Source organism: Streptomyces sp. NPDC091387, assembly GCF_044756945.1.
Lineage (GTDB): Bacteria > Actinomycetota > Actinomycetes > Streptomycetales > Streptomycetaceae > Streptomyces.
In genome coordinates this window covers 94,865-121,370 of sequence record NZ_JBIVTZ010000015.1, presented here as the reverse complement: position 1 = coordinate 121,370, position 26,506 = coordinate 94,865, and the positions used below count along the sequence as shown (strand labels likewise).

Annotated in this window: 27 protein-coding genes; 12 read left to right on the top strand and 15 right to left on the bottom strand. The window is 71.2% G+C overall.

All coding sequences use genetic code 11. From position 1 onward, the window contains the following. Positions 1-36: 36 nt before the first annotated feature. The 9 genes from hypF to ACIQM0_RS28870 are packed head-to-tail and all read right to left on the bottom strand — an operon-like array spanning position 37 to position 9,849. Positions 37-2,580: a carbamoyltransferase HypF gene (gene hypF, locus ACIQM0_RS28910; protein WP_401292112.1), complete on the bottom strand. Its 2,544-nt coding sequence runs from the start codon at positions 2,578-2,580 to the stop codon at positions 37-39. 28 nt (positions 2,581-2,608) lie between these two features. Then, on the bottom strand, positions 2,609-3,148 hold the full coding sequence (locus ACIQM0_RS28905; RefSeq protein WP_401292110.1) for a hydrogenase maturation protease: 540 nt from the start codon (positions 3,146-3,148) through the stop codon (positions 2,609-2,611). A 13-nt stretch (positions 3,149-3,161) separates the two neighbouring features. Continuing rightward, the gene (locus ACIQM0_RS28900; RefSeq protein ID WP_385030265.1) at positions 3,162-3,281 is read right to left on the bottom strand and encodes a DUF6893 family small protein; all 120 of its coding nucleotides are present in this window, start codon (positions 3,279-3,281) and stop codon (positions 3,162-3,164) included. Then, the gene (locus ACIQM0_RS28895) at positions 3,278-4,681 is read right to left on the bottom strand and encodes a hypothetical protein (RefSeq protein WP_401292107.1); all 1,404 of its coding nucleotides are present in this window, start codon (positions 4,679-4,681) and stop codon (positions 3,278-3,280) included. Before ACIQM0_RS28895 ends, ACIQM0_RS28900 begins: the two co-directional genes overlap by 4 nt. A gap of 34 nt (positions 4,682-4,715) precedes the next feature. Continuing rightward, on the bottom strand, positions 4,716-5,360 hold the full coding sequence (locus ACIQM0_RS28890; RefSeq protein ID WP_401292106.1) for a DUF6084 family protein: 645 nt from the start codon (positions 5,358-5,360) through the stop codon (positions 4,716-4,718). Continuing rightward, entirely contained in the window at positions 5,357-6,010 is a 654-nt protein-coding gene (locus ACIQM0_RS28885) for a DUF5947 family protein (RefSeq protein ID WP_401292104.1), read from the bottom strand. The genes ACIQM0_RS28890 and ACIQM0_RS28885 overlap by 4 nt, the downstream gene beginning before the upstream one ends. After that, entirely contained in the window at positions 6,007-6,954 is a 948-nt protein-coding gene (locus ACIQM0_RS28880) for a NifU family protein (protein WP_401292102.1), read from the bottom strand. The genes ACIQM0_RS28885 and ACIQM0_RS28880 overlap by 4 nt, the downstream gene beginning before the upstream one ends. Continuing rightward, positions 6,954-8,747, bottom strand: coding sequence for a nickel-dependent hydrogenase large subunit (locus ACIQM0_RS28875; RefSeq protein WP_401292100.1), 1,794 nt, complete (start codon positions 8,745-8,747; stop codon positions 6,954-6,956). Before ACIQM0_RS28875 ends, ACIQM0_RS28880 begins: the two co-directional genes overlap by 1 nt. Before the next feature lie 46 nt (positions 8,748-8,793). Continuing rightward, complete coding sequence (locus ACIQM0_RS28870; RefSeq protein ID WP_401292098.1) at positions 8,794-9,849, bottom strand: hydrogenase expression protein HypE; 1,056 nt, start codon at positions 9,847-9,849, stop codon at positions 8,794-8,796. Between the two features lie 257 nt (positions 9,850-10,106). Between ACIQM0_RS28870 and ACIQM0_RS28865 the strand changes: the two genes are divergently transcribed. Both ACIQM0_RS28865 and hypB read left to right on the top strand, forming a co-directional pair. After that, positions 10,107-10,436, top strand: coding sequence for a hydrogenase maturation nickel metallochaperone HypA (locus ACIQM0_RS28865; RefSeq protein ID WP_327339388.1), 330 nt, complete (start codon positions 10,107-10,109; stop codon positions 10,434-10,436). 57 nt (positions 10,437-10,493) lie between these two features. Next, on the top strand, positions 10,494-11,219 hold the full coding sequence (gene hypB, locus ACIQM0_RS28860) for a hydrogenase nickel incorporation protein HypB (protein WP_401292095.1): 726 nt from the start codon (positions 10,494-10,496) through the stop codon (positions 11,217-11,219). Between the two features lie 48 nt (positions 11,220-11,267). Here the strand turns inward: hypB and ACIQM0_RS28855 are convergent, their stop codons facing one another. Continuing rightward, positions 11,268-12,044: a VOC family protein gene (locus tag ACIQM0_RS28855; RefSeq protein ID WP_401292092.1), complete on the bottom strand. Its 777-nt coding sequence runs from the start codon at positions 12,042-12,044 to the stop codon at positions 11,268-11,270. A gap of 233 nt (positions 12,045-12,277) precedes the next feature. On the opposite strand from ACIQM0_RS28855, the gene ACIQM0_RS28850 reads away from it, so the two are divergent. Beyond that, positions 12,278-13,108: a sulfurtransferase gene (locus ACIQM0_RS28850; protein ID WP_401292089.1), complete on the top strand. Its 831-nt coding sequence runs from the start codon at positions 12,278-12,280 to the stop codon at positions 13,106-13,108. A 163-nt stretch (positions 13,109-13,271) separates the two neighbouring features. Here the strand turns inward: ACIQM0_RS28850 and sepH are convergent, their stop codons facing one another. Beyond that, the gene (gene sepH, locus ACIQM0_RS28845) at positions 13,272-14,336 is read right to left on the bottom strand and encodes a septation protein SepH (protein WP_401292087.1); all 1,065 of its coding nucleotides are present in this window, start codon (positions 14,334-14,336) and stop codon (positions 13,272-13,274) included. Positions 14,337-14,833: 497 nt separating this feature from the next. Here sepH and ACIQM0_RS28840 point away from each other — a divergent pair, with 497 nt between their 5' ends. Further along, positions 14,834-15,925, top strand: coding sequence for a hypothetical protein (locus ACIQM0_RS28840; RefSeq protein WP_401292084.1), 1,092 nt, complete (start codon positions 14,834-14,836; stop codon positions 15,923-15,925). A gap of 13 nt (positions 15,926-15,938) precedes the next feature. On the opposite strand, the gene ACIQM0_RS28835 is transcribed toward ACIQM0_RS28840, so the two are convergent. Together ACIQM0_RS28835 and ACIQM0_RS28830 are read right to left on the bottom strand one after the other, a co-directional pair. Beyond that, entirely contained in the window at positions 15,939-17,261 is a 1,323-nt protein-coding gene (locus tag ACIQM0_RS28835; protein WP_401292082.1) for a D-arabinono-1,4-lactone oxidase, read from the bottom strand. Next, positions 17,218-18,465, bottom strand: coding sequence for an MFS transporter (locus ACIQM0_RS28830; protein ID WP_401292079.1), 1,248 nt, complete (start codon positions 18,463-18,465; stop codon positions 17,218-17,220). Before ACIQM0_RS28830 ends, ACIQM0_RS28835 begins: the two co-directional genes overlap by 44 nt. 159 nt (positions 18,466-18,624) lie before the next feature. Between ACIQM0_RS28830 and ACIQM0_RS28825 the strand changes: the two genes are divergently transcribed. Both ACIQM0_RS28825 and ACIQM0_RS28820 read left to right on the top strand, forming a co-directional pair. Further along, a complete protein-coding gene (locus ACIQM0_RS28825) occupies positions 18,625-19,752 on the top strand; it encodes a ferrochelatase (RefSeq protein ID WP_401292076.1) in 1,128 nt (375 codons plus the stop codon). Between the two features lie 46 nt (positions 19,753-19,798). Next, on the top strand, positions 19,799-20,620 hold the full coding sequence (locus tag ACIQM0_RS28820; RefSeq protein WP_401292074.1) for an inositol monophosphatase family protein: 822 nt from the start codon (positions 19,799-19,801) through the stop codon (positions 20,618-20,620). Between the two features lie 85 nt (positions 20,621-20,705). Here the strand turns inward: ACIQM0_RS28820 and ACIQM0_RS28815 are convergent, their stop codons facing one another. Beyond that, a complete protein-coding gene (locus tag ACIQM0_RS28815; RefSeq protein ID WP_401292071.1) occupies positions 20,706-20,879 on the bottom strand; it encodes a hypothetical protein in 174 nt (57 codons plus the stop codon). Between the two features lie 395 nt (positions 20,880-21,274). Here ACIQM0_RS28815 and ACIQM0_RS28810 point away from each other — a divergent pair, with 395 nt between their 5' ends. From ACIQM0_RS28810 to ACIQM0_RS28795, 4 genes are all read left to right on the top strand, one after another. After that, the gene (locus ACIQM0_RS28810) at positions 21,275-21,928 is read left to right on the top strand and encodes a response regulator transcription factor (protein WP_024490544.1); all 654 of its coding nucleotides are present in this window, start codon (positions 21,275-21,277) and stop codon (positions 21,926-21,928) included. Further along, positions 21,928-23,169 carry a sensor histidine kinase gene (locus tag ACIQM0_RS28805; RefSeq protein ID WP_401292068.1) on the top strand — a complete coding sequence of 414 codons (1,242 nt, stop codon included), beginning with the start codon at positions 21,928-21,930 and terminating at the stop codon, positions 23,167-23,169. Before ACIQM0_RS28810 ends, ACIQM0_RS28805 begins: the two co-directional genes overlap by 1 nt. Before the next feature lie 404 nt (positions 23,170-23,573). Next, the gene (locus ACIQM0_RS28800) at positions 23,574-23,870 is read left to right on the top strand and encodes a DUF4193 domain-containing protein (protein ID WP_003965732.1); all 297 of its coding nucleotides are present in this window, start codon (positions 23,574-23,576) and stop codon (positions 23,868-23,870) included. Between the two features lie 13 nt (positions 23,871-23,883). Continuing rightward, complete coding sequence (locus ACIQM0_RS28795) at positions 23,884-24,849, top strand: hypothetical protein (RefSeq protein ID WP_401292065.1); 966 nt, start codon at positions 23,884-23,886, stop codon at positions 24,847-24,849. 21 nt (positions 24,850-24,870) lie between these two features. Here ACIQM0_RS28795 and ACIQM0_RS28790 read toward each other — a convergent pair whose 3' ends face one another. Beyond that, positions 24,871-25,329: a DUF3093 domain-containing protein gene (locus ACIQM0_RS28790; RefSeq protein ID WP_401292063.1), complete on the bottom strand. Its 459-nt coding sequence runs from the start codon at positions 25,327-25,329 to the stop codon at positions 24,871-24,873. 58 nt (positions 25,330-25,387) lie between these two features. On the opposite strand from ACIQM0_RS28790, the gene ACIQM0_RS28785 reads away from it, so the two are divergent. Together ACIQM0_RS28785 and dut are read left to right on the top strand one after the other, a co-directional pair. Next, positions 25,388-25,972 (top strand): PaaI family thioesterase, encoded by a 585-nt coding sequence (locus ACIQM0_RS28785; protein WP_401292060.1) that lies wholly within the window; start codon positions 25,388-25,390, stop codon positions 25,970-25,972. After that, positions 25,972-26,505, top strand: a complete 534-nt coding sequence (gene dut, locus ACIQM0_RS28780; RefSeq protein WP_363025978.1) for a dUTP diphosphatase — start codon at positions 25,972-25,974, stop codon at positions 26,503-26,505. Before ACIQM0_RS28785 ends, dut begins: the two co-directional genes overlap by 1 nt. Position 26,506 lies beyond the last annotated feature (1 nt).

Sequence of the window (26,506 nt, the reverse complement as noted above, 5' to 3'; positions counted from 1 at the left end):
TCTGTGGATCCCTTGGGGTACGGGAGCGCGGCGCGGTCAGCCCGCCGCGGCGATCATGAGCTGGCCGAGGGCGATCCCGCCGTCGTTCGGCGGGAGCAGCCGGGGCCGCAGCACCGTGAAGCCCCGCTCCGCCAGGCCCCGTTGCGCCGCTTCGAGCAGGACGGCGTTCTGGAAGACACCGCCGCCCAGAGCCACGGTGGCGAGACCGGTGTGCTTGCGGCAGCGGTCCGCGAGGTCCGTGACCAGCGCGGCGACGGACGCGTGGAAGCGCGCGGCGATCAGCCCGGCGGGAACGCCCGCCCGTACGTCGGACACGACGGCCCGCACGACCGGGGCCGGATCGGCGACAGCGGTCCCGTCGTCCGTTCCTGGCCGGACACCGAAGCGGTAGCCGCTCCCGGGAGCGCCGGGCACACCGTGTGCGCCCCGGGCCAGGCCCTCCAGCTCCATGGCGGCCTCCGCCTCGTACGCCACCTCGTGCCGGACGCCGGCCAGGGACGCGACGGCGTCGAAGAGCCGGCCCATGCTCGACGTCGGCACGCAGCCGAACCCGGTGGCGAACTGGTGCGCCAGCACGTCGCGTTCCGCGGCCGGGCACGCCCGGACCGCGGGCATGTCCGCGTCCCAGGCGATGCCCGCCGCGTACAGGTGCGCGAGAGCCATCCGGTACGGACGCAGCACACTCGCGTCGCCCCCGGCCAGCGGTACGTAAGCCAGGTGGGCGGCCCTGCGGAAGGACGCGTACCCCGCGACCAGGACCTCGCCGCCCCACGCCGCCCCGTCGTCGCCGTGACCGGTGCCGTCGAAGGCGATGCCGATCACGCGCTCGTCCGCGCCCAGACCGTGCTCGGCCATCACGGACGCGATATGCGCGTGATGGTGCTGCACGGTGCGGACCGGCCTCCCGGCCGCGTGCGCGCGGGCCCAGGCGGCGGAGTGGTAGCCGGGGTGGCGGTCGGCGACCAGCCGGGCGGGCGCCACCCCGGTGAGGTTCTCCAGGTGCTTCTCGGTCCGGGTCAGCGCGTCCACCGTGGACAGGTCGTCCATGTCGCCGATGTGCTGGCTCAGCCAGGCGTAGCGGCCCTCGGCCAGCGCGCAGGTGTTCTTGAGGTCGGCGCCCACGGCGAGCGTCGGCTCCACGTCGAAGGGCAGGGCGAGCGGCAGCGGGGCGTATCCGCGCGACCGGCGGACCGGTAGCTCCGCACCGGCCACCCAGCGGCTGACCGAGTCGTCGCACGGCACCTGGATGCGCCGGTCGTGCCGCAGCCAGCCGTCGACGAGCGGGGCCAGCACGCTCAGCGCGGCCTCGTCATCGGTGACGATCGGCTCGCCCGACAGATTGGCCGACGTCATCACCAGCGCGTCCGGACCCGGCCGGTCGGCACCGATGCCGAAGAGCAGGACGTGCAACGGGGTGTACGGGAGCAGCAGCCCGAGGTCGGGACTCCCGGGAGCCACGGCGTCGGACACACCTGCCCCGCCCCGTCGGGGAAGGAGAACGATCGGGCGGCGGCCGCCGGTCAGGAGTTCCTCCTCCTCGGCCGTGACGGTCACCAGCTCCCGCGCCACGTCGAGTCCCGACACCATCACCGCGAACGGCTTGCCGCCGCGCCGCTTGCGCCGGCGCAGCTCGGCCACGGCCGCGTCGTCGCGGGCGTCGCACACCAGGTGGTAGCCGCCGAGCCCCTTGACCGCGATGATCCCGCCGCCGGCGAGCAGCTCCCGGGCGGCCCGCAGCGCGTCCTCGTCACGGGAGCGGGGCACGCCGTCCCCGCCGACCAGTTCGAGCCGGGGCCCGCAGTCGGGGCAGGCGATCGGCTGGGCGTGGAAGCGCCGGTCGCGGGGGTCCTCGTACTCCGTCCGGCAGGCCCCGCACATCTCGAAGTCCGCCATCGTGGTGGCGGCCCGGTCGTACGGGAGGCCGGTGACGATCGTGAACCGGGGGCCGCAGTGCGTACAGGTGATGAAGGGGTGGCGGTGGCGCCGGTTCGCCGGGTCGGCCAGCTCGTCGAGGCAGTCCCGGCAGGTCGCCGTGTCGGGCGCGACGAGCGTCCTGGCCCGGCCGCCTCCGCTGGACTCCTCGATCGTGAAGCCGGTACCGCCCCGGACCGGCTGTTCGCCGGTGCGCACGTCCTCGACGACCGCGAGCGGCGGGGCGTCGGTACGGAGCCGCCGGCCGAACTCCTCCACCGCGTCGGAGGCTCCCTCGACCTCGGCGAGCACCCCGTCGCCGGTGTTCGTCACCGTGCCCGTGAGCATCAGCTCGGTGGCGGTGACGTAGACGAAGGGCCGGAAGCCCACGCCCTGCACGACCCCGCGCACCTCGAATCTGCGCCGGACGCGCTCCGCCCGGCCGCGGCCCATCATCTCCAGGCCCGACAGGGCCTCGCGGGCCTTCGCCCGGTCGATGAGCTCGACGGCGAAGCCCATGTGAAGAAGCACCCAGTCGTCGCAGCCGGGTGCCTCGTCGAGCATGCCGATGTTGACGCGGCGCCTGGCGCCCTCCACGTCGACCAGAGCCAGCTGGCCCGCATACCCGTCCACGATCTCCACGACGCGGCCAGGAATGCCTAGGCACATGATCAGGATCTCCGGGGTTCGGCGCTCTTCACGGATGTGTCGGTAGGGCTGGTCCGGCCGGCACGAGCTGCCGGACCAGGGTGTGCACGGTCTGGACGGCCTCGGGCACCGCGCTCTCGACGGCCTCGCTGAGCCCGATGCCCTCCTCGACTCCGGCGGGTGTGCAGCCGACGAGGTAAGTGAGCGGAAGAGTACCGCCCAATTGATCCAGGTTTGCAAGGACAGCGACCGGATTCATCCCATGGGCGTCGAATTCACCCGTACCGAGGTCCTCCGCGCCGATGCGCAGCACCGTCAGCTCCCCGGGCGCTCCGCCACCCGGGTACGCGTCGACCAGCACCAGCGCGTCGTACCCGTCCAGCAGGTCGTAGGCGAGGTGCATGCCGCGGATGCCGTAGTCCACCACCCGTACCCGCGGCGGCAGTCCGGCGTCGCGGGCCAGCCGGCGGACCGCCTCCGGGCCGAAGCCGTCGTCGCCGAGGAACAGGTTGCCGATGCCGGCCACCAGTACCCGCGCGGCCGTGCCCGTCTCCTCGGCCGCCCCCGTCTCCCTCGCCGTTCTCGTCATCGGGACCGGCGGCTCACATCGAGCGGATGCGCAGATAGCGGCGGACATCGGGGATCGACTTGATGCCGACGCCCACGGCGACCAGCGCCACGGCCGCCGCCACGCCGGCGGTGATGATGCCCAGGATCTTCACGATCGGTTCTCCTCTCGGTGCCGCGCCGTCTCCTCGACGGTCAGCGGTGTCAGCTCGTCGGGTGCGAAGTAGAAGTAGCGGCCGTACCAGTCGTGCAGGTCCGATGCCGGGTCGTCGACGAGGACCAGGGCGACGTGCGTGCCGCCGTCCACGTCCGAGAGCACCGCCGTCACCCGGGCCACCTGGCCGGCGAAGAACAGGTCCTGCGCGTCGGCACGCCGGGACGGATGGACGCGGACCAGGCTGTCCTTGGCCACCCTGACCCCGTCGATCACCACCGCGTCGCTCCCCGGCCGCACCGAGGCGTCGGCCGCCGGGTCCCACCAGGGGGCGCCCGCGGTGTCGAAGGCGGCGGGCTCCACGTCCCGCACGTCCGGCGCCGGCTCCACGGGGGCCCCGGGCCGCGGCCGGTGCGGGTCGCGCAGCAAGCCGTGCAGCTGCTGGAGGCCGGCGGGGGACATCCCGTCGCAGCGGTCGATGATCTCCCTGGCCCGCGGGTCGGTGGCCCGCGCCTCCGCCTTCTCCGCCTCCGTCATGGTCATCACCCGGAGGGTCAGGATCTCGTCGATCTCGGTCGAGTCGAACAGGGCACCAGGGCTCTGCTCGGCGACCTCCGGGTAGTCGTACAGGATGATCGGCGCGCCGAGCAGGACGTCCGTCGTCCCCTTCGGACCGGCCAGCACGGGCCAGCACCTGCTCTGCCGGCAGCGCCCCGCGGCGCCCACCGCCCCTGCGGGCGGTTCGAGCAGCGAGACGAACCCGGCGTCATGCGCCCGCAGCAGCAGATGCGCACCGATCAGCGAGGCCCGGATCGCGGCGTCCTTGGTGTCCGCCGGCTCCGGGTGCTCGTTGCGCACCGCCACCGAGAGGCGTACGTAACCGTCGTCCACGACGGCTTCCGTACGGATGCGGACCGCCAACGGCAGCCGCCGCCGCACGATCCGGCCCACCACCGCGCCCCGCGCGTCGGTGACCGGCTCGCTGTCCTCACCGCCGGGGACCGCGTGGACGGTGTCCGTCGGCTCACCCAACGGCAGCGCGGCCAGCACGACCTCCCGCTCGACGGCCTCGTCCCAGGACAGCACCGGGACCCCGTCGACGGTGAGCTGGTCGACCGGTGTCTCCACCCCGTCCGCGCCCAGGCTCCGCACCTCGCGGACCTGGAGCTGGAGGAAGCGCAGATGCACGGTGACGGCCGCCGGTCCGTCGTGCGGTGCCAGCAGGCACTGCGTCTCCATCCCCGGCTGCTCGCCGAAACTCGCCGCCGTCGCGTGCGGCGGGCCGAGGACCCCGAACTGCCAGCGCGAGCGGTTCTTGTGCGAGCTCGCGCGGTACGGGTAGAGCAGGTACCCCTCGTACAGGACGGCGTCGGCGATCGAACGCACCTGGTCAAGGCTCACAGGGCCACCTCTCGCGCACACATCCGGTCAGGGCTCATCGCGGGACCACCTCGTCGTGCTCGGCCAGGAGGGCCTGGACCGTCTCGTCCCAGCTGATCAGCCCGCGCCGGGCCCGGAAGTCCGCGAAGCGCGCCAGCACCTCGTGGTCCAGCCTGATCCAGCCGGTGTTCGGGAAGTGCGCCGCCACCATGTCCCGCCACACCTGGACCGGCATGGAGTGGCGGGCCTCGCAGTCCCACGGCACCTGCTCGACCCCGAAGCCCTTGCTGCCCCGGGTGAAGACCGTGCCGGAGAACATCAGGGCGAGCGGGACCGAACCCTCTCCCAGGGCGTGCAGATAGCGGGAGCCGATCACGTCGAAGTCGTACGTGCAGGGCAGCGCGAGGTCCACCTCGGTGGCCCCGCTGAACCCCTGCACCGTGGTGTCGCAGCTCATCCACTGGAACGGCTTCAGCGTGTCGGTCCAGCGCTCCCGGCCGCCGAACAGGGCGTGCAGACCGCTCTGTTCGGCGTCGTCGTAGTGGCGTCGCTGCGGCTCGATGCGGACCTGGCAGTGCAGCGCGACGGCATGGATCCGCCGGCCCGTCCGCTCCTCGATCCGCAGCCGCGCCGTCAGCTGCGGCGCGGCCGCGTACGGCTCGGCGAAGACGTCGAGCACGGAGAACGCGAAGTCGTTCACGGCGCCCCGATCCCCGCGGCCGGCCGGCTGCGCTCCGCGACCCGTGCGAAGAAGGCGTCCATCGCGGCGCGTGCCTCGGAGCCGCCGTCGAAGCCCCGCCACAGCGTGCGCAGCTGTCCCACCAGCTCGTAACAGGCGTCGATCGGCACCAGATGGCACGAACCGCCGCTCTCCGGAGTGCGCCGGATCAGCAGGGCCTCGACATCGGGACGCAGCCCGGCGAGCTCAGGGCTCGACTCGACGACCGCCTCCCAGGCGTCCAGCGGCAGTTCCGACTCGGTGGCCCCGGCCGGACCCGGATAGAACGCGACCATGCGGTCCTGGACCGAATTACGGAACAGGAAGGCGAGCCCGACCGGAATCTGCAACTCGTCCCAGGCACGCCCGTCCACGGTCAGCCCGGCGAAGTGCAGATAGCGCTCGGGAACCGCCCGGTAGCGCAACTGCGCCCCCTCGTCGGTGAACAGCAGATAGCACGCCCTGCAGCCGCACATCAGGGCCCGGCTGTCGAGGTTCACCACGTGGGAGTGGCTCTCGCCGATCGGCTCCGCACACATCTCGCAGCGCTCCCCGGCGGCCGGCGGCGGCCGGTCGCGGCTGAGGCGCAGCAGCGTGGACGCCGGGTACGCGGAACGGCCGGCCGCGATCACGGCGCCACCGCCGCGGGCACCGATACGCAGACCTCGCCGCCGTCCGACAGCAGCGGCAGCGGGGCCAGGTGCGCGCCGTCCTCGTCGAGGCAGACACCCGCCCGCCGCACGTCGTAGTGCGCCTTGCAGCCGGCGCAGCGCAGGATCGCGTCCCCCGCCCCACCGCCCAGCCGCCGAGCCAGCGCGGCGCCCTCGAACGGCCGCTCGCAGCGCGCGCACCGGTCCTCGAAGGCGAAGAGATCCGCACCCACCCGGCAGACCACCACCGGAATCCGGCCGACCTCCACCCGGGCCACGGCACCGGACTCCAGAGCCGACAGCTCGGGGACGACCTCCCAGGACGCGCCGTCGTCCGGGACCGTTCCGGCACCCGTGTGCAGCCGGGAGAAGAGCGAATCCACCGGCACCAGCGGCCCCGGCGCCCCGGACTCCTGCTCGGCCGCGGTCTCGACCTCGATCGAGGTGATCTCCGGAGCCGCCGCCTCCACCGCACCCTGCACGGCCAGCTTGAGCGTGACCGAGGACGACGGGCAGCCGTCGCAGCTGCCCAGCAACCGCAGCCGGACGGTGCCCTCCTCGGTGACGGCGAGCAGCTCCACATCACCGCCGTGCGAACCCAGATACGGCCGCACACTCTCCAGCGCCCGCTCGACCCGCGTCTCCACGCCGTACGGGTGCAGCCCGTGCACCAGCAGGACACTGGCCACCAGATCGTCGCCGGCCAGGGCCGCCAGGACGCCGTCGTCCAGCCGCCCCTGCTCGTGCACGAGGTCGAGCAGCCGCTCGAGACCGGCCCCGTAGAAGTCGACGACCAGCCGGACCAGTTCCTCGCTGCGCTCACGGGCGACCGCGCCGCCGGAGCCGCTGGCGGCGATCAGGGTGTCGATGCGGTCACCGGTCGTCCGCCAGTCCGGCGCCGGCGGGGGTTCTTCCTCCCGCGCCATCACTCGCTGCCCGCGGACTGGGTGGGGGAGTGCAGCAGTTCCAGCTTCTTGCCCTCGCCGAGATACATGTGCACACCGCAGGGCAGACAGGGGTCGAAGCTGCGCACCGTGCGCATGATGTCGATGCCCTTGAAGTTCTCCCGGTCGTTCTCCTCGAAGATCGGCTGGCCCTGTACGGCGTCCTCGTAGGGACCCGGCGTGCCGTAGGTGTCACGAGGACTCGCGTTCCACGGAGTCGGCGGATACGGGTGGTAGTTGGCGATCTTGCCGTCCCGGATCACCATGTGGTGGGAGAGCACACCGCGCACCGCCTCGGTGAACCCGCAGCCCACAGCCTCCTCCGGCACCTCGAACTTCTCCCAGGTCTTGGTGTTCCCCGACCTGATCTCCGCGAGCGCCTTCTCCGCGAAGTGGAGCGCGCAGGCGGCCGCGTAGGCCTGGAAGTAGCTGCGCGCCCGGTTGCGCTCGATGGTGTTGCTCCACTTCGGGACGTGCCACTCCAGCTCCACCGGCCCCTTGAGCGCGGTCTTGGGGAGGTTGATCTTGACGCTGTGGCCGGTGGCCTGGATGTAGCCGATGTCGACCAGACCGGCCAGCGCGGTGGTCCACAGCCGCGCGAGCGGTCCGCCGCCGGTGTCGAGCGCCAGGTAGTCCTTGCCGTCGAACCACCGCGGCGACATGACCCAGCTGTACTTGTCGTCCAGGTCCCGCTTCTGCGGCTGCGGGTTGGTGTGCTGGTTCCACGGGTGGCGCCGGTCGACCGGGTTGCCGAGCGGGTCGTGGGAGACGAAGGTCTCCTGCTCGTCCCAGTCGTTGTAGTACGACGAACCGAGCAGGATGCGGATGCCGAGATTGATCTTCACCAGGTCGGTGGTGACGAGCTTCCCGTCGACGACGACACCGGGGGTGACGTACATCTTCCGTCCCCAGTCGGTCATGTCCTTGTACTCGAAGTTGCAGTGGTCCGGGTCCTGGAAGGAGCCCCAGCAGCCCAGCAGGATGCGCCGGTTGCCGACCTGCTCGTACCCCGGCAGGGCTTCGTAGAAGAAGTCGAAGAGGTCGTCGTGCATCGGCACGACCTTCTTCATGAACTCGACGTACCGCTGGAGCCGGGTGATGTAGTCCGTCATCAGCTGGATGGTCGCCACGGTGCCGACGCCGCCGGGATACAGCGTGGAGGGGTGGACGTGCCGCCCCTCCATCAGGCAGAACATCTCCCGGGTCATCCGGCTGACCTGGAGCGCCTCGCGGTAGAACTCGCCGGTGAACGGGTTCAGCGACCGCATGATGTCGCCGATCGTCTTGTACCCGTGGTCGTCGGCGTGCGGGCAGGGGGTGCGGTTGGCCTGCTCCAGCACCCCGGGATTGGTCTCCGCGACCATCTTCTCGCAGTAGTCGACCCCGACCAGGTTCTCCTGGAAGATGTTGTGGTCGAACATGTACTCCGCGGCCTCGCCGAGATTCACGATCCATTCACCGAGGTGCGGCGGCTTCACTCCGTACGCCATGTTCTGCGCGTAACAGGAACACGTGGCGTGGTTGTCACCGCAGATTCCGCAGATGCGGCTCGTGATGAAGTGCGCGTCCCGCGGGTCCTTTCCCTTCATGAAGACCGAATAGCCGCGGAAGATGGAGCTGGTGCTGTGGCACTCGGCGACCACCTTCTGCTTGAAATCGATCTTCGTGTAGATGCCCAGGCTGCCGACGATCCGGGTGATGGGATCCCACGCCATTTCGACCAGGTCGTTCTTTCCCTGGCCTCCCCGGGCACCCTTGTGCTGCGTCGCGGTCATGTGCGCCGCCTCATCTTTCTGTCCGTTGCGGTGATGTGCGGGATACTTACCAGGTGCGTGCGGCGCCGGTCGTGAGTTCCGTGCCGGGCTTACGCCATTTCGGTTCGCGGTCCAGGGTGTGCGTGGTGATGCGGCGCAGCCGCCGCATCGTCGACCCGTACAGCCCGACCGCGTTGGTCGAGAGCTTGCCGCCCGGAGGCTCGTCCATGAACGGCATGAACTTGTCCGGGAACCCCGGCATGGTGCAGCCGATGCAGATGCCCCCGACGTTGGGGCAGCCGCCGATGCCGTTCATCCAGCCGCGCTTGGGCACGTTGCACTTGACCGTCGGCCCCCAGCAGCCCAGCTTGACGATGCACTTGGGCGAGCCGTACTCCGTCGCGAAGTCGGCCTGTTCGTAGTACCCGGCCCGGTCACAGCCCTCGTGGACCGTCGAACCGAACAGCCACGTCGGCCGCAGCGCGTCGTCGAGCGGGATCATCGGCGCCTGGTCGGTGGCCATGTAGAGCAGGTAGGTGAGCGTCTCCGACAGGTTGTCCGGCTGGATCGGGCACCCGGGGACGCACACGATCGGGATCCCGGCCTTGGACTTCCAGTCCCAGCCCAGGTAGTCGGGCACCCCCATCGCGCCGGTCGGGTTGCCCGCCATCGCGTGGATGCCGCCGTACGTCGCACACGTGCCGACCGCGACGACCGCGGTGGCCTTCGGGGTCAGCCGGTCGAGCCACTCGCTGGTGGTCATCGGCTGACCGGTGGCGGGATCGTTACCGAATCCGCACCAGTACCCCTCGTCGTGCAACTGCTCGTTCGGAATGGACCCCTCGACGACCAGGACGAACGGTTCCAGCTCTCCGCGGTCGGCCTTGAAGAACCATTCGAGGAAATCATCCGCGCCGCCGTTGGGGCCGCACTCGAAATCGATGAGAGGCCAGTGGACGGCGATCTTCGGGAGTCCGGGCAGGGCGCCGAGTGCGATTTCCTCGATACTCGGCTGAGTGGCGGCGGTCAGTGAAACGGAATCGCCGTCGCAGCTCAGGCCCGCGTTGATCCACAGAACGTGGATCAGGGTGTCCTCCGCTTTTACCGCTTCCTCTGTCGGCATGGAAGTGCCGCCTTTCAGAATGACGGCCCACCGGCCATCGGCCCCCACGGACGGGTACGCGCACATTGCTACCATCACGCCTCGATTCGGGTGGACCGGCAACACGGCGAACGCATCGCACGCCCCATTCCCGGGGGCCGAATGACCGCACTCCGTGGACCGCTCGGGTGATCCGGCCGGGCACCGGTCCGGTCGGACGCCGGCCGGGACCGCCGCGGTCCTACGGTCGGAGCCACCCCGGAAAGGACGAGGCACCGGTGCACGAGCTGGCCATCACACAGAGCGTCGTCGACTCGGTGTGCGAACGCGCCGAGGGGCGCCCCGTCCGCACGGTCCGCGTCCGGGTCGGTGTGCTCACCGCCGTGGTGCCCGACTCGATGCGGTTCTGCTTCGGCCTGGTCACCGAGGGGACGGCCGCAGAGGGGGCCGAGCTGGAGATCGAGCAGCCGCCCGGTGCCGGCCGCTGCCGTACCTGCGCTGTCGAATTCACCCTGACCGACCTGATTCTGCTGTGTCCCTGCGGCAGCGCGGATGTGGAGATCACATCGGGACAGGAACTGCAGATCGTTTCCATGAGAGTGGGCTGAACCACCATGTGCGGCACCTGCGGTTGCTCGGAGGAGTCCGGCGGGACCAGGATCACGATGCTCCGGGAGGACGATGAACCCGGCCACGCACACCCGCATCCGCACCCTCGTCCGCGCGGAAATCAGCCGAACGGCGCGGGCGAGACCGTCACCATCGAGCAGAAGGTGCTCGCCAAGAACGACCTCCTCGCGGACCGCAACCGCACCTGGATGACGCAGCGCGGCATCGCTGCCGTGAACGTGATGAGCTCACCGGGCGCCGGCAAGACCACCCTGCTCGAACGCACCATCACCGCTCTCGGCGGCCGCCGGCCCCTGGCCGTCATCGAGGGCGACCAGGAGACCAGGCTCGACGCCGACCGGATCGGCCGCACCGGCTGCGCCGTGGTGCAGGTGAACACCGGGGCTGGCTGCCACCTCGACGCGGAGATGATGCGGGACGCGCTCACGGCGCTGACCCCGGCCGAGGGCTCGCTGCTCATGGTGGAGAACGTCGGCAACCTGGTGTGCCCGGCCCTGTTCGATCTGGGAGAGCGCGCCAAGGTCGTGATCATCTCGGTCACCGAGGGCACGGACAAGCCGCTGAAGTATCCGTACATGTTCGCCGCCGCCGACCTGATCCTGATCAACAAGGCCGATCTGCTGCCCTACGTCGACTTCGACGTCGAGCAGTGCGCGCGGCACGCACGCTCGGTGAACCCGGACGTGCGCGTGCTGACGGTCTCCGCGACCACCGGCGAGGGCCTGGACCACTGGTACGACTGGCTCGCGGCGCAACGGTGAACAGGGCCGGACGGGGGCTTCCGCAGCCCCCGTCCGGCCCCGCTCGCGTCAGCGCCTCGCGGACCGCACGATCGAGAAGGCCGCGCCCTCCGGATCGGCGACCGTCGCCACCCGGCCGTTGGACCCCTCCCTGGGGGGCTGGAGGATGTGCCCGCCGAGCTCCACCACGTGCTGCGCCGCCTCGTCCGTGTCGGCGACCTCGAAGTACGTCATCCAGTGCGGGCCGCGGTCCCGCGGCAGGCCGTGGCCGACGCCGTGCAGCGACGCCACCGGGCGGCCGTCCAGATGCAGGGTCTGGTAGTCGAAGTCGGCCGAGACCACGGCCCGCGTCTCGTAGCCGAAGACCGCCTGGTAGAACTTGGCGACCGTCGCCGTCTCCCGGGTCACCAGCTCGTTCCAGACGGGCGTGCCGGGCGCTCCGGCCAGCGCGGTGCCGCCGTGCCGGGCCGCCTGCCAGATCCCGAAGACTGCCCCGCCCGGGTCGGAGGCGATGGCCATCCGGCCCGCCTCGCCCGCGTCGAGCGGTCCGACACCGACCGTGCCACCACAGGCACGGATGGTCTCCGCGGTGACATCGGCGTCGTCGGTGGCCAGATAGGTCGTCCAGGCGATCGGAAGGTGCCGGTCGGGTGGCAGCTGTCCGATGCCCGCGACCTCCTTCCCGTCGATCAGTGCCCGGACGTACGGGCCCAACTGCTCCGGGCCCGGTCCGAACTCCCAGCCGAACAGCTCGGCGTAGAAGTTCTGGGTCGTGTCCAGGCCGTGCACGATCAGGCTCACCCAGCAAGGTGTTCCGGGTGTACGCCGAGCGGCAGCCTCGGTCATCGTCAACTATCTCCTCGGACCATCGTGGTGGCCTTACGGGGGAACGGGGCCTGCGCGCCGTTGTGCGGTACGGGATGTGTACGCCCCGTGCAGATGCTTGCACCACCCGGCGCCCGATGCGCCCCGGCCGCGCCGCACTTTCCGCGATCTCGACGGACGGGATCCCGTTTGTTGCGGTACGACCATTTCGTCGTTGTTACGGGTGGGCGGGCAACTGCGCGAGGATGGCTTCCATGAAGCCCATCATCTCCGCATCCGAATGTGTGAGCGAGTCGGCGGGGCCACGTCCGCCGGTGCTCCTGGACGTACGTTGGCAACTGGGCGGTCCCCACGGCCTGCCCGACTACGAGGCCGGACACATCCCCGGGGCGGTCTTCGTCGATCTGGACGCGGAGCTCGCCGGGCCGGCGGGCGGCGGCGGCCGTCATCCGCTTCCCGACCCGGCGGAGTTCGGGGCGGTGATGCGCCGCGCCGGCGTCGGCCGGGACCGTTCGGTGATCGTGTACGACGGCGGCCAGGGGTGGGCGGCGGCCCGCGCCTGGTGGCTGCTGCGCTGGACGGGGCACCGGGACGTCCGGGTGCTGGACGGCGGTCTCGCCGCCTGGACCGGCGAGCTGTCGAAGGAGACCCCGGCCCCCGCCGAGGGCGACTTCGTCCCCGAGCCGGGAGCGCTGCCCCTGCTGGACGCGGACGGAGCGGCGGCCCTGGCGCGTTCGGGCCTGCTGCTCGACGCGCGGGCCGCCGAGCGCTACCGGGGCGATGTGGAGCCGATCGACCGGGTGGGCGGGCACATCCCCGGCGCGGTCTCGGCCCCCACGGGGGAGAACGTCGGCGCGGACGGGCGCTTCCTGCCCGCCGACGCGCTGGCCGCCCGCTTCGCCGGGCTGGGCGCCGACGGGGACACCGCGGGCGTCGGAGTCTACTGCGGCTCGGGTGTCTCGGGTGCCCACGAGGTGCTGGCGCTGGAGATCGCCGGACACCGGGCGGCTCTCTATGCGGGCTCCTGGTCCGAGTGGTCGGCCGACGAATCCCGTCCGGTCGCCACGGGGCCCGACCCCCTGTAACGGGACAGCCGGGCGGAGACTTTTCCATAACGGGATATGTGAACCGAACCTGCCCCATAAGGGGACAGCCGGCCCGAACCGGGGTGACGGGTTCCGCCCGGACAGCGCGCAAGGGCCCGTACGCAAGCGCGTACGGGCCCCCGTCATGCGGCGATCACCCGGTTCAGTCCTGTTTCTTACGGCGTGTGCCGAAGACGATCTCGTCCCAGCTCGGCACCGCGGCCCGGCGCCCCGGCCGGACGCCGTCCGCCTCGGCCTGGCGGTCCGTCGTCCCGGTCAGCCGGTCGCGGTGACCGGCCACCGCGCGGGGCATCAGCACATCCGCGTAAGCGGAACCGGCGCCCGCGGAGGCCGCCGGGGCGGGCGGATCCTCGGCATCCGGCTCCTGTGCGGCCGGTTCGATCGCCGGGGGCTCCGGCGGTGCGGGGCGCTCCGGCACGACCATGTCGCCGCGGAAGCTCGGTACCGCCTCCAGGAGGCTGGTGAGCGAATCGCGTTCGCTCGCCGTGACCCCGCCGATGCGCTCCTCCGGCTCGGGGGCCGGGGGCGGGGCGGGGCGTTCCATCTGGCGGTCCAGGGCGCGGTCCAGCGGCCGGTCGCGCGGCAGCCGGGCGATCCGCGGGACGAACGGGAAGCTGGGTTCGGGCGCGGCGACGTCGTCGGTCTCGCCGATCAGCGAGCGCGCCTCGTCGTCCACCGCCTGGACCAGCCGGCGCGGGGCGTCGTACGTCCAGCTCGCCGAGTGCGGCTCACCGGCGACCCGGTACACCAGGAGGACCTCCCAGGTGCCGTCGTCGCGGCGCCAGGAGTCCCACTGGACGGTCTCCCTGTCGGCGCCGCGCAGCAGGAGGCGCTCCTGCACCGCCTCGCCGAGCTGGGGGCCGGTGTTCTCGCCCGGACGGCGCACGGGAGTCTTCCGGGCGCGCTCGGCCATGAAGGCGCGCTCCGCGAGCACGGGGCCCTCGAAGCGGCGGACACGGTCGACCGGAATCCCGGCGAACTGTGCGACTTCCTCCGCCGAGGCACCGGCTCGTATCCGGGCCTGGATGTCGCGGGGGCGGAGGTGGCTCTCCACCTCGATCTCGATCTGGCCGAGCCGCGCGCGGTCGTTGCGCACGGCGGCTCGCAGCCGCTCGTCGATCGGAAGTGTGTACTCCGTGCTGTCTGCAGCCTTGAGCACCAGTCGTGTGCCGTCGTTGGAGACGGCCACGACACGCAGTTCGGGCATGGGGACCTCCCGGGTGGTGCCTGCCGACGTCACGTGCGTCGCTGCTTCCGCTAGTCGAGTGTGGCCTGCCCGGCTGCAGCCTGCCACAACATTGCCGTGTTGCCCGGCGTGTCGGGCGTGAGCCCTTGATCGCCGGTGTGGCACGGTGACCTCTTGCACAACACAAAGTGATCTTAGGTCACTCCGCGCAGCCGGCCCCCGTGCGATGCCGTGGCGCCGCCGGATCGAGTGCCTCCTTCGGCCCCCTCCCGAAGGTTGCGGACTTCCACGCGGGAGTCCGGCCCCAGGGCTCGCCACAGTACTCCATTAGGACCATGTGGGTGGACCGCCGCGCCGCCGAAGTTCTCGCGAGGCACGGGAGTTGAGCCACCCCGCCGGAGGCGGGATGTTCCCCTCGCGTGTCCTGCTTCACAGAATCACCGTAAGCGGAACTATCGGCTTCGCTCAAATGTCCCTTCTTGTTGCATGGTGGGAGCGATGTCAATCAAGGGCTGGAAATGGTGCAGAAGCCGGAAAGTGACATAGAACCCAGAGAAAGGCGGATCGATCTCAGTCTGCCCCAGGTCGCGGGCAGTGCGGTAGCGGCGGTCGCGGCAGCGGTGGCGGCCTCGCAACTGGGCGTGTACGGAACGATTCTCGGCGCCGGGGTGATGAGCATCGTGGCCACCTGCGGCGGCTCGGTCTTCCAGCACTTCTTCCGTCGTACGGGTGAGCAGATCCGCGAGGTCACGGTCCAGGTGAAGCACCCGGGCCGCGAGGTGACCGTGCACACGCGCCAGACGCGTGATGCCGGGGACGCGGACGGTACGTGGGGGACCCCCGAGACGCGGGTCGCCCTCCGGGAGGCCGAGGGCTCCGCCGACGCGGCCGCGGTGCCGCCCGCGCTGGACGCCACGACGGTCCTGCGCCGGGTGGACGGCGCGACCGCCCCCGAGGACGCGGACGCCACCACCGTCCTGCGCGCCGTGGACGCCACCACCGTCCTGCGCAAGGCGGCCGGTGACCCCGGCCGTACGCAGCTGATCAAGGCACTCGACGGGACCCGGCCGCTCACGACCGCCCCCGGGGCCGACGACGACGCGTTCTCGCAGGCGACCACGCACGGCACCCGGATCCGCGGCTGGAAGCGCTCGGCGCTCGGGGCCGCGGTGGTGTTCGCCGTCTCGATGGCCGGGATCACCACGTTCGAACTGGTCTCGGGCAACGACCTGAGCGGCGGCCGGGGAACGACCGTGGGCTCCGTCGTACGCGGTGAGCGCGGATCGGCTCCGGCCGACCCCACACCGTCCGGCAGCACCGACCCGGGCCAGGACCGTCCGACCCCGGGCCAGGGCGACAGTTCGGCTCCCGGTACCGACCCGGGGTCGGACGGACAGAGCCGGAGCCCGGAAACGGACCGGGGCGACAAGTCCACGGCGGACCCGACGCCCACCCCCACCCCGTCGGACTCGGCGGGTGACGACTCCGTCGCCCCGGCCCCGTCTCCGTCCGCCCCCGGCGACGGCGGCAGCACCACCCCCGACCCGACGGGCACGGGCAGCGCGCCGGCGCAGGAGGACGCACCGACCGGCACGGACAGCGGTCAGTGAGCGGGCGCGGTGATCAGTCGCCCAGGACCCGGCGCAGGTAGTCGTTGGCGAAGAGGCGGTCCGGGTCCAGCCGGTTCCGGACCGCGGTGAACTCGCCGAACCGCGGGTACACCCCGGCCAGGTACCCGGAGTCGCGGGTGTTGACCTTGCCCCAGTGGGGGCGGCCGCCGTGGGCGGTCATGATCCGCTCCACCGCCGTGAAGTACGCCTGGTAGGGCGTGCCCCGGTACAGGTGGACGGCGATGTACGCGCTCTCCCGGCCCGAGGCCGTGGAGAGCGCTATGTCGTCGGCGGGGGCGGTACGCACCTCCACCGGGAAGCTGATCCGCAGCGGAGAGCGCTCGACCATCGCCCTGACCTCGCGCAGCGCCGCCACGGCCACCTCGCGCGGCAGGGCGTACTCCATCTCCACGAACCGCACCCGGCGCGGGCTGGTGAAGACCTTGTACGGGATGTCGGTGTACGTGCGCGCCGACAGGGCGCGGCTGGAGAGCTTGGCGATCGAGGGGATCGTGGCGGGCACCGCCCGGCCGAGCGAGCAGGCCGCCTGGAACATCCCGTTGGAGAGGAGCTCGTCCTCGATCCAGCCGCTGACCTTTCCGGGCGGAGCGGCGGGGCCGGCGCTGCGGTTGTTGCGCTTGGTGTTGCAGTTACCGGTGTGCGGGAACCAGTAGAACTCGAAGTGTTCGTTCTCGGCCACCAGCTGATCGAATTCGGTCGTGACCTTGTCGAAGGTCATCGGCTCCTCGCGGGCGGTCAGCAGGAAGACCGGCTCCACGGCGAACGTGATCGCCGTGATGACCCCCAGGGCGCCGAGCCCGATCCGGGCGACGGCGAAGACGTCCGGGTTCTCGGTCTCCGAGCAGGTCAGCACCGTGCCGTCCGCCGTGACCAGCTCCAGGGCCCGGATCTGCGCGGATATGGACGCCGAGTCGCGGCCGGTGCCGTGGGTGCCGGTGGAGGTGGCCCCGGCGACCGTCTGATCCATGATGTCGCCCATGTTGGTGAGCGAGAGGCCCTCGCGGGCCAGGGCGGTGTTGAGCCGCTTCAGCGGGGTGCCGGCCTCGACGGTCACCGTCATCGCCGCACGGTCGATCTCCCGGATGCCGGTGAGCAGATCGGGGCGTATCAGCAGCCCGTCGGTGGCCGCGGTCGCGGTGAAGGAGTGGCCGGTGCCCACCGCCTTCACCCTCAGGCCGTCGTCGGACGCCCTGCGCAGCTCCTCGGCCAGCTCGTCCACGGAGGCGGGTGACACGGTCCGTAGCGGACGGGCGGTGACGTTCCCCGCCCAGTTACGCCACGCGCTCGTCGTCGTCCGTGCGTAGGTGTCGGTCATCTTCCCCGCGCCCTTCCGTAGGAACCGGCCCACTGAGCCGGCGGTACCCCAGGAACGCCACCGCGGCCGCGAGCGCTCCCGCCACGGCGGGCACCGCGTACCCCGCCTTCGCCCCGGACGCGTCGACCACCCAGCCGGCGGCCGAGGAGCCGAGCGCCACACCGACGGCGAGCCCGGTGCTCGTCCAGGTCATGCCCTCGGTCAGTCTCGTGCGCGGTACGTGCTGTTCGACGAGAGCCATCGTGGTGACCATCGTCGGTGCGATGGCGAGGCCCGCGACAAAGAGCGCCACGGCCAGGAACGGCAGGCTCCCGGCCAGTTGGAGGGGGATCATACTCACGGCCATCGCACACACTCCCACCAGCCACCGGCTGGACGGCCTGCCCTTCAGGTGCAGCAGGCCGAAGACCGCCCCGGCGAGGCAGGACCCCAGCGCGTACACGGCCAGCACGAGACTCGCCGCGGCCTTGTGGCCCTGCTCCTCCGCGAAGGCCACCGTCACCACGTCGACCGCCCCGAAGATCGCTCCGGTCGCCACGAAGGTCACCACGAGCACCTGGAGGCCGCGTGAGCTCATCGCCGAACCCCTGGTGTGCCGCGCGTGCGGATGCGGCACCGGCTCGGTGCCCCGCTGCGCGGTCAGCCAGAAGACGCCGACCAGCAGGAAGCCCGCGGCCAGCAGCGGGCCCGCCTCGGGGAACCAGGCGGTGGAGAGCCCGATCGAGATGATCGGGCCGAAGATGAAGCACACCTCGTCGACGATCGACTCCCACGCGTACGCGGTGTGCAGCTGCCGCGCGGAGCCCCGGTAGATCTCCGCCCAGCGGGCCCGGACCATCGAACCGACGCTGGGGACGCAGCCGGCTCCGGCCGCGAACACGAACAGCGTCCAGTCCGGCAGCCCCTGCTGCGCACAGACCAGCAGACCGGCCACGGCCGCCAGGGCGACGAGCGTCACCGGGCGCAGCACCCGGCGCTGCCCGTGCCGGTCGACCAGCCTGGATATCTGCGGCCCCACCACCGCCGCGGCCATCGCAAGCGTCGCCGAGAGGGCGCCCGCCAGCCCGTACCTGCCGGTCAGCTGGGAAACCATGGTCACCACGCCGATGCCCATCATGGACAGCGGCATCCGGCCGAAGAAGCCGGCGGAGGAGAACCCCTTGGAGCCGGGGGCGGCGAAGATCGCGCGATAGGGACTGGGCAAGGGGAACTCCGGTACGGCGCGGTCACGCGCGGTGTCAGGGGTGAAGGTGGCCGACACAGCTTACGGGGGAGTGCAGGGCGCCGTCCGCGGGAGTCCGGCCGCCGTCCGGGGCGGATGTCGGTGGGAGCGGCGCCGGGGACGGGTGGCAGGATCGATGCCATGTCCGATCTGCGTGAGCCCGCCCCCTACGACGCCCTGCTGCTGCTCTCCTTCGGAGGCCCCGAAGGCCCGGACGACGTGGTTCCGTTCCTGGCGAACGTGACCCGCGGCCGGGGTATCCCAGAGGAGCGGCTCAAGGAGGTCGGCAAGCACTACTTCCTGTTCGGCGGCGTCAGCCCGATCAACGGCCAGAACAGAGCCCTGCTCGACGCCCTGCGCGAGGACTTCGCGGATCACGGACTCGACCTGCCGGTGTACTGGGGCAACCGCAACTGGGCGCCCTACCTGACCGACACCCTGCGCGAGATGGCCGAGGCCGGACACCGCCGCATCGCCGTCCTGGCGACCAGCGCCTACGCCTCCTACTCCGGCTGCCGGCAGTACCGCGAGAACCTCGCCGAGTCACTGGCCGTCCTGGAGGCCGAAGGGCTGCCCGTGCCGCGCGTCGACAAGCTGCGGCACTACTTCAACCACCCCGGCTTCGTCGAGCCGATGGTGGACGGCGTCCTCGCCTCCCTGGCCGGCCTTCCCGAGGACGTGCGGGCCGGGGCGCACCTCGCCTTCACCACGCACTCCATCCCCACCTCGGCGGCCGATGTCTCCGGCCCGCCGGAGGCGCACGGCGACGGCGGCGCGTACGTCGCCGAGCACCTCGACGTGGCACGGGTGATCGTCGAGGCCGTCCGGGAGCGGACCGGCGTCGAGTACCCCTGGCGGCTCGTCTACCAGTCACGCAGCGGCGCCCCGCACATCCCGTGGCTCGAACCCGACATCTGCGATCACCTGGAGCTGCTGCACAGCGACGGTGTCCCCGCCGTGGTGATGGCCCCCATCGGCTTCGTCTCGGACCACATGGAGGTCCTGTACGACCTCGACACCGAGGCCACCGCGAAGGCCGCCGAGCTCGGCCTGCCGGTGCGCCGGTCCGCGACCGTCGGCGCCGACCCGCGGTTCGCCGCGGCGGTGCGCGACCTCGTGCTGGAGCGCGCCGCCGCCGAACAGGGCCGCGACCCGGAGAGGTGCGCCCTCGGGGCGCTCGGGGCGAGCCACGACCTCTGCCCGGCCGGCTGCTGCCCGGCCCGTGCCGCCAGGCCGGCCGCCGCGGGCGCCGACAGCCCGTACGCGTGACGCCCCACCGACCCGACCCCCACCTCCTCATCCTCCTGGGAGCGCCGTGACCGACCCCCTGCTGTCCGAACTGCTCGACCTCGCCCTGGACGTCGCCCACCGGGCCGGCGCGCTGCTGCGCGACGGCCGGCCCGCCGACCTGGGGGTGGCCGCGACCAAGTCCAGCCCGGTGGACGTCGTCACCGAGATGGACATCGCCGCCGAGAAACTGATCACCGGCTTCCTGTCCGAACGCCGCCCCCAGGACGGTTTCCTCGGGGAAGAGGGCGCCAGCTCCGAGGGCAGCAGCGGCATCCGCTGGGTGATCGACCCGCTCGACGGCACGGTGAACTACCTGTACGGGCTGCCTACCTGGGCCGTGTCCATCGCCGCCGAACGGGACGGCGAGCGGGTCGTGGGCGTGGTGGAGGCCCCGATGCGCCGCGAGACGTACCACGCGGTCCTCGGCGGCGGTGCGTACGCGAAGGGCGGTGCCTTCGGCGACGACGGGGCAGCCCTTCGCTGCCGTCCCGCCCCGCCGCTCGACCAGGCGCTCGTGTCGACCGGCTTCAACTACGTCGCCGACGTCCGCGCGCACCAGGCCGACGTGGTGCGCGTGCTGGTCCCGCGGCTGCGGGACATCCGGCGCGGCGGCTCCGCCGCCATCGACCTCTGCGACGTCGCCGCGGGCCGCCTCGACGGCTACTACGAGCGCGGCCTCCACCCGTGGGACCTGGCGGCCGGTGACCTCATCGCGCGGGAGGCCGGCGCGCTCACCGGCGGGCGGCCGGGTACGCCCGCCGACGGAGACCTGACGGTCGCCGCGTCACCGGGCGTCTACGAGCCGCTGAGCTCCCTGCTGGAGGAACTGGGCGCCTGGCACGACTGAGCCGCTGTGCGGGCCGTGGACGGCACCGCGACGAAGAAGGCCCCGCGTGTGCCCACAGGGCGCCGCGGGGCCTTCTCGTGACGGCTCAGACGCTTGTGGCGCCGATGTGGACTCCGTGCTCGGCCGCGATGCGGTGCAGATCCTCCAGCTCGCTCTGCTCGACGTCCGCAAGGAAGTCGTCGCCCGTCTCGCGGGCCTTCGTGAGGTCGGACTCTGTGGTCTTGATGCGTTGCAGCAGACCTGCGGTGAAAGCGTCCATGAGGCGCCCCCTCATCGTGGGTCGGTGGCACGGGGGTGTGCCCGGGTTTCCCTCCGCCGAGGCGGTAGGGCGGGTGATCACGCATCCTCCGGGGGAACGGAGGGGGCCAGTGGCACGCCACTTACGAGCCGTGATCGCGGGTGTGAACTCGTCCTCCCCAGCCCAACCCTCAGGGAAACCTCAACTGGCCCGGAAAACCGCTGCCTTCCGGGAAGCCGCAGGTAGGACCGCGCCGCCTTACCGCCGGTTTATACGCGTTACGGGCAGGATGGAGGCGCACGGACCGTGCCCGGACACGGTCCGGATCATGGGCCACCGGCCAGATCCGGACGTTGTGCCGGTCCGTTCCGGACGTTGTGCAGCTCTGTTGTGGAAGTTCTAAGGAAGGAAGCGCCGTGCGCGTACTCGTCGTGGAGGACGAGCAGCTGCTCGCCGATGCGGTGGCCACCGGATTGCGCCGGGAGGCCATGGCCGTCGATGTCGTGTACGACGGTGCGGCGGCACTGGAGCGCATCGAGGTCAACGACTACGACGTCGTGGTGCTGGACCGGGACCTCCCCCTGGTGCACGGCGACGACGTCTGCCGCAGGATCGTCGAGCTCGGCATGCCGACCCGGGTGCTCATGCTCACCGCCTCCGGAGACGTCAGCGACCGGGTGGAGGGACTGGAGCTCGGCGCCGACGACTATCTGCCCAAGCCCTTCGCCTTCAGTGAGCTGACCGCGCGGGTACGGGCCCTCGGGCGCCGTACGACCGTGGCCCTGCCGCCGGTCCTGGAGCGTGCCGGGATCAAGCTCGACCCGAACCGCCGGGAGGTCTTCCGGGGCGAGCAGGAGGTCCAGCTCGCGCCCAAGGAGTTCGCGGTGCTGGAGGTCCTGATGCGCAGCGAGGGCGCCGTGGTCTCGGCCGAGCAGCTCCTGGAGAAGGCCTGGGACGAGAACACCGACCCGTTCACCAACGTCGTCCGGGTGACCGTCATGACCCTGCGGCGCAAGCTCGGCGAGCCGCCGGTGATCGTCACCGTGCCCGGCTCGGGCTACCGGATCTGATGCCGGTGCCCACGGTCCAGCCGCCCGCGACGGCGCCACCCAAACCCACGTGGGAGCCCAAGCAGCAGGAGCCCCCGTACCCCTGGCTGCGCCCGACGATCCGGATACGTCTCACGCTGCTGTACGGCGGCATGTTCCTGATCGCCGGCATCCTGCTGCTGTCGATCATCTACATGCTGGCCGCACAGGCCCTGCACGTGGGCAGTGAGCTGCCGTTCAAGATCGTCGACGGTCATGTGTCCAGCAACGTCTGCAACCTGCTGGGGGAGGGGACCTCGCCGAACTCCGTCAACGCGGCGATGAACTCCTGCGTCAACCACCAGCGCCAGCAGGCGCTCGACACACTCCTCAACCGGTCCCTGCTGGCCCTCGTGGGCCTGAGCATCATCGCCTTCGCCTTCGGTTACGCGATGGCGGGACGGGTGCTCTCGCCGCTGGGCCGGATCACCCGTATCGCCCGCCGGGTGGCCGGTACGGACCTGTCCAGGCGCATCGAGCTGGACGGCCCGGACGACGAGTTCAAGGAGCTCGCCGACACCTTCGACGACATGCTGGACCGGCTGGAGCGGGCCTTCACCGCGCAGCAGCGGTTCGTCGGGAACGCGTCGCACGAGCTGCGCACGCCCCTGGCGATCAACCGCACGCTGCTGGAGGTCCACCTCGCCGACCCGCAGGCACCCGCGGAGCTCCAGCAGCTCGGCAAGACGCTGCTGGCCACCAACGAGCGCAGTGAGCAGCTGGTCGAGGGCCTGCTGCTGCTCGCCCGCAGCGACAACCAGATCGTCGAGCGCAAACCCGTCGACCTCGCCGAGGTCGCCTCGCGCGCCCTGGACCAGGCACGGGGCGAGGCCGAGGCCAAGGGCGTGGAGATGCGTGCCGAGCTGGCCCCTGCCGTGGTCCAGGGCAACGGCGTGCTGCTGGAGCGGATCGCGCTGAACCTCGTACAGAACGCGGTGCGCTACAACGTCCCGGACGGCGGCTGGGTCGAGGTCACCACCGAGCTCCTGCCGGGCCAGGCCCTGCTCGTCGTCTCGAACACGGGTCCGGTGGTGCCCGCCTACGAGATCGACAACCTCTTCGAGCCCTTCAGACGGCTGCGTACGGAGCGGACGGGCAGCGACAAGGGGGTGGGGCTCGGCCTGTCGATCGCGCGGTCCGTCGCGCGCGCTCACGGAGGCCGTATCATCGCGGAGCCCCGCGAGGGCGGTGGTCTTGTGATGCGCGTCTCACTGCCTGTCTGACAGGCCGGACGAAGCGATTCGCACGCGGATTATTTTGTTCGCTTTGAGCGGAATTTTCGGGACCCGATCCCGGGGGGCCCGTGTGTGATCGATCACAGGAGCGAATTTACGGCCGTCCACGCTCCGTGATCAGGGCCGCCACCGGAAATCCGGCAAAAGTCGGGGTTTTCGGGGGCCATTATCACGGGAAGTACACGGGGTGGCGCCTGTGAAGGGCGCCGCCGGGACCGTGTACGGTCCCCATCGCCACCCAAGCCGATCGCTCTCGAGCGGTCCTTTTGGGTGTCGATTGAGTAACAGACCTTGATGTGAGGCAAAATCTCCGCCTCGGGTCGGGCACAAGTCCGGCCTCTCACGCGTTACGTGCGCTGAGACACCGCAGACACCCAGAGGGGGAGAGCGACATGGCAACGGATTACGACACCCCACGAAAGACCGACGACGACGTCGATCAGGACAGCCTTGAAGAGCTCAAGGCTCGTCGGAGCGACAAGACGGCCTCGGCCGTCGATGTCGACGAGTTCGACGCGGCCGAGGGACTGGAGCTGCCCGGCGCAGACCTGTCCAACGAAGAGCTGGCCGTAAGGGTCCTGCCCAAGCAGGCCGACGAATTCACGTGCATGAGCTGCTTCCTCGTGCACCACCGCAGTCAGCTGGCCCGCGAGAAGAACGGCCAGCCGATCTGCCGCGACTGCGACTGAGGTCCGGTCGGCCATGGCAGGGGACACACCGTTCCGGAAGCGGCGCCTCCGGCGCAGTAAGGCGTCGGAGGCGTATCAGGGCGGTACAGGCCCGGCAGAAGGCGTAGCAGCGCCTGCCGAGCCGTCCGCCCTGCCACCCTCGCCGGGCGGACAGGACGAGCGGGGCCGGCCGGCCTCGCTCGAAGCAGCCGGAGCAGCTGCAGAAGTCGACACGGCCGACAGGGCCGAACAGGTCGACAGGACGGAGCCCGTGACCGGGGCAGGCCGTCTGAAATCGGTGAAACGGGGCGTACGCAAGGGCGGGGAGAGCGCCAGGGCAGCGATCGGTCATATCGCCGACCTGATCATCGATATCGCTCCCCGCGTCCCTGTGCGCGATCTCGCCACCCTGCGCAAGCAGTTCCCGGACCTCGGGCCCGAGGAGCTGGCCGACCGGCTCATCGCGGGCGCCGGGAAGGCCACCGCCACCGTCGGCGCCGGAATCGGCGCGGCGGCCATGATGCCCGTACCGCCCGCCATGCTCGCCGAGCTGGCCGCGGAGATCACCGGTGTGGCCGCGATCGAGATGAAGCTCGTCGCCGAGCTGCACGAGGTGTACGGACTCCGTCCGCCCGGCGGCATCGGTCAGCGCTCCACCGCCTACCTCACCTCCTGGACCGAGGAGCGAGGCATCGACGTCATGCACCCCGTGACGGTCAACGCCGCGCTCGGCGGCCAGATGAAGCGCGAACTGCGCCAGCAGATCATGAAGCGCACCGTGCGCGATCTGCCGAACCTGATTCCGTTCATGATCGGCGCCACGGTCGGCGCGATGATGAACCGCCGCGAGACCAGAAGACTCGCCGAACGGGTCAGGAAGGATCTGCGGAAACGGCAGATCCCCTGGGACCGGCTCCCGGAGCTGCCGCCGCTGGAACGGCCCGCGCTCCCGTACGAAGCCTTCCCCGGCCCTTCGGAGGACCGGCCCCCGAAGGACTAGAGCCCTTCCCCCGGGTTCCCTCTAGGCCCGCACAGCCGCCTTCACTGCCGCCACCAGGGCCTTCGGCTCGCGTGTCGACAGATAGAGGTACGGAGTCGGGTCCTGCGGATCGGTGACCTTCACCCGCACCGCCGTCGGGATGTAGCTGCGCAGCAGCATGAAGGCCCGGGTGTCCGCCTTGTACGAGCGCCAGGCGCGCGCCTCCTCGGCCTCCAGCACCTCGGCCTCACCGAGCGCGGAGACCGGGATCCGTGCGTCACCCGCCACGAGGGCGTCACCCACCACCCGGATCCGGACGGAGCCGTACGAGCTCACCACCACCGCCGACGCGGCGGTGCCGCCCACCAGCCCGGCGAGCAGCGGCAGGGTGCCCAGCGGCAGCAGCATCAGCGCGCACGCGATGCCGAAGAGGAAGCAGATCACCCACCAGGAACGGGGTGCGGTGAGGCGTTCGTCGAAGGGCGGGGCGGAAGGCTGCATGAGCCCAAGCTTGGCACGGCGCGACCTGCGGGTACCCGCGCGGGTAAGGTCTGCGGCTGTGAGTGGAACATCTGCGGCTCTGAAGCCCCCGGCCGATGCGGTGAAACCGGTCCGGCATCCCGACGCGCCGCCCCCCGGCGAACTCCTCGGCGCGCACTACGAACACTGTTTCGGCTGCGGCGGGGGGCAGCCGCACGGGCTGCACCTCCAGGCACGGGCCGGCGAGGGCGTCGGGGTCACCGCCGAGTTCACCGTGCAGGCCGCTCACCAGGGCGCCCCTGGCCTGGCGCACGGCGGGGTGCTGGCCACCGCGCTCGACGAGACGCTCGGCTCGCTGAACTGGCTGCTGCGGGTGATCGCGGTGACCGGACGGCTGGAGACCGACTTCGTCCGCCCCGTACCGGTCGGCACGGTGCTGTTCCTCGACGCGGAGATCACCGCCGTGCACGGCCGGAAGATTTACTCCAGGGCCACCGGCCGGATCGGCGGTCCGGACGGGCCCGTGGCGGTCCGGGCCGAGGCCCTCTTCATCGAGGTCAAGGTCGACCACTTCATCGAGAACGGCCGCCCGGCCGAGATCCGGGCCGCGATGGCCGACCCCGACCAGGCCAAGCGCGCCCGCGCCTTCGAGGTGAACCCCTGATGCGCCATCCCGTGGACGTACTGATCCGCAGGACCGACCCCGGCGTGCCCATCCCGGCGTACGGGCACCCCGGTGACGCCGGGGCCGATCTGGTGACCACCGAGGCCGCCGAACTGGCACCGGGCGAGCGGGCCGTGCTGCCCACAGGGGTTTCGATCGCGCTGCCGGACGGGTACGCCGCGTTCGTGCACCCCCGATCCGGCATCGCCGCGCGCTGTGGAGTCGCACTGGTGAATGCCCCGGGGACGGTTGATGCCGGGTACCGTGGAGAGATCAAGGTGATCGTCATCAATCTCGACCCGCGCGAGTCCGTGCGGTTCGAGCGGTTCGACCGGATTGCCCAACTGGTCGTGCAGCAGGTCGAGAAGGTGCGCTTCCACGAAGTGTCGGAGCTTCCCGGTTCGGCGCGGGCCGAAGGGGGCTTCGGGTCCACCGGCGGTCATGCCGCCGTTGATGTTGATGGCGTCCGGGGCGGGGTTCCCCAGGACGGGAACAGCTACGCTTCGGTCGAATCCGACCGGGAAGGACAGTGAC

Bases quoted from the DNA above. Each gene is read 5' to 3' on its own strand.
- hypF (WP_401292112.1), bottom strand. From the start codon at position 2,580: ATGTGCCTAGGCATTCCTGGCCGCGTCGTGGAGATCGTGGACGGGTAT.
- ACIQM0_RS28905 (WP_401292110.1), bottom strand. From the start codon at position 3,148: ATGACGAGAACGGCGAGGGAGACGGGGGCGGCCGAGGAGACGGGCACG.
- ACIQM0_RS28880 (WP_401292102.1), bottom strand. From the start codon at position 6,954: ATGGCGCGGGAGGAAGAACCCCCGCCGGCGCCGGACTGGCGGACGACC.
- ACIQM0_RS28875 (WP_401292100.1), bottom strand. From the start codon at position 8,747: ATGACCGCGACGCAGCACAAGGGTGCCCGGGGAGGCCAGGGAAAGAAC.
- ACIQM0_RS28870 (WP_401292098.1), bottom strand. From the start codon at position 9,849: ATGCCGACAGAGGAAGCGGTAAAAGCGGAGGACACCCTGATCCACGTT.
- hypB (WP_401292095.1), top strand. From the start codon at position 10,494: ATGCTCCGGGAGGACGATGAACCCGGCCACGCACACCCGCATCCGCAC.
- ACIQM0_RS28855 (WP_401292092.1), bottom strand. From the start codon at position 12,044: ATGACCGAGGCTGCCGCTCGGCGTACACCCGGAACACCTTGCTGGGTG.
- ACIQM0_RS28850 (WP_401292089.1), top strand. From the start codon at position 12,278: ATGAAGCCCATCATCTCCGCATCCGAATGTGTGAGCGAGTCGGCGGGG.
- sepH (WP_401292087.1), bottom strand. From the start codon at position 14,336: ATGCCCGAACTGCGTGTCGTGGCCGTCTCCAACGACGGCACACGACTG.
- ACIQM0_RS28840 (WP_401292084.1), top strand. From the start codon at position 14,834: ATGGTGCAGAAGCCGGAAAGTGACATAGAACCCAGAGAAAGGCGGATC.
- ACIQM0_RS28835 (WP_401292082.1), bottom strand. From the start codon at position 17,261: ATGACCGACACCTACGCACGGACGACGACGAGCGCGTGGCGTAACTGG.
- ACIQM0_RS28825 (WP_401292076.1), top strand. From the start codon at position 18,625: ATGTCCGATCTGCGTGAGCCCGCCCCCTACGACGCCCTGCTGCTGCTC.
- ACIQM0_RS28815 (WP_401292071.1), bottom strand. From the start codon at position 20,879: ATGGACGCTTTCACCGCAGGTCTGCTGCAACGCATCAAGACCACAGAG.
- ACIQM0_RS28805 (WP_401292068.1), top strand. From the start codon at position 21,928: ATGCCGGTGCCCACGGTCCAGCCGCCCGCGACGGCGCCACCCAAACCC.
- ACIQM0_RS28800 (WP_003965732.1), top strand. From the start codon at position 23,574: ATGGCAACGGATTACGACACCCCACGAAAGACCGACGACGACGTCGAT.
- ACIQM0_RS28795 (WP_401292065.1), top strand. From the start codon at position 23,884: ATGGCAGGGGACACACCGTTCCGGAAGCGGCGCCTCCGGCGCAGTAAG.
- ACIQM0_RS28790 (WP_401292063.1), bottom strand. From the start codon at position 25,329: ATGCAGCCTTCCGCCCCGCCCTTCGACGAACGCCTCACCGCACCCCGT.
- dut (WP_363025978.1), top strand. From the start codon at position 25,972: ATGCGCCATCCCGTGGACGTACTGATCCGCAGGACCGACCCCGGCGTG.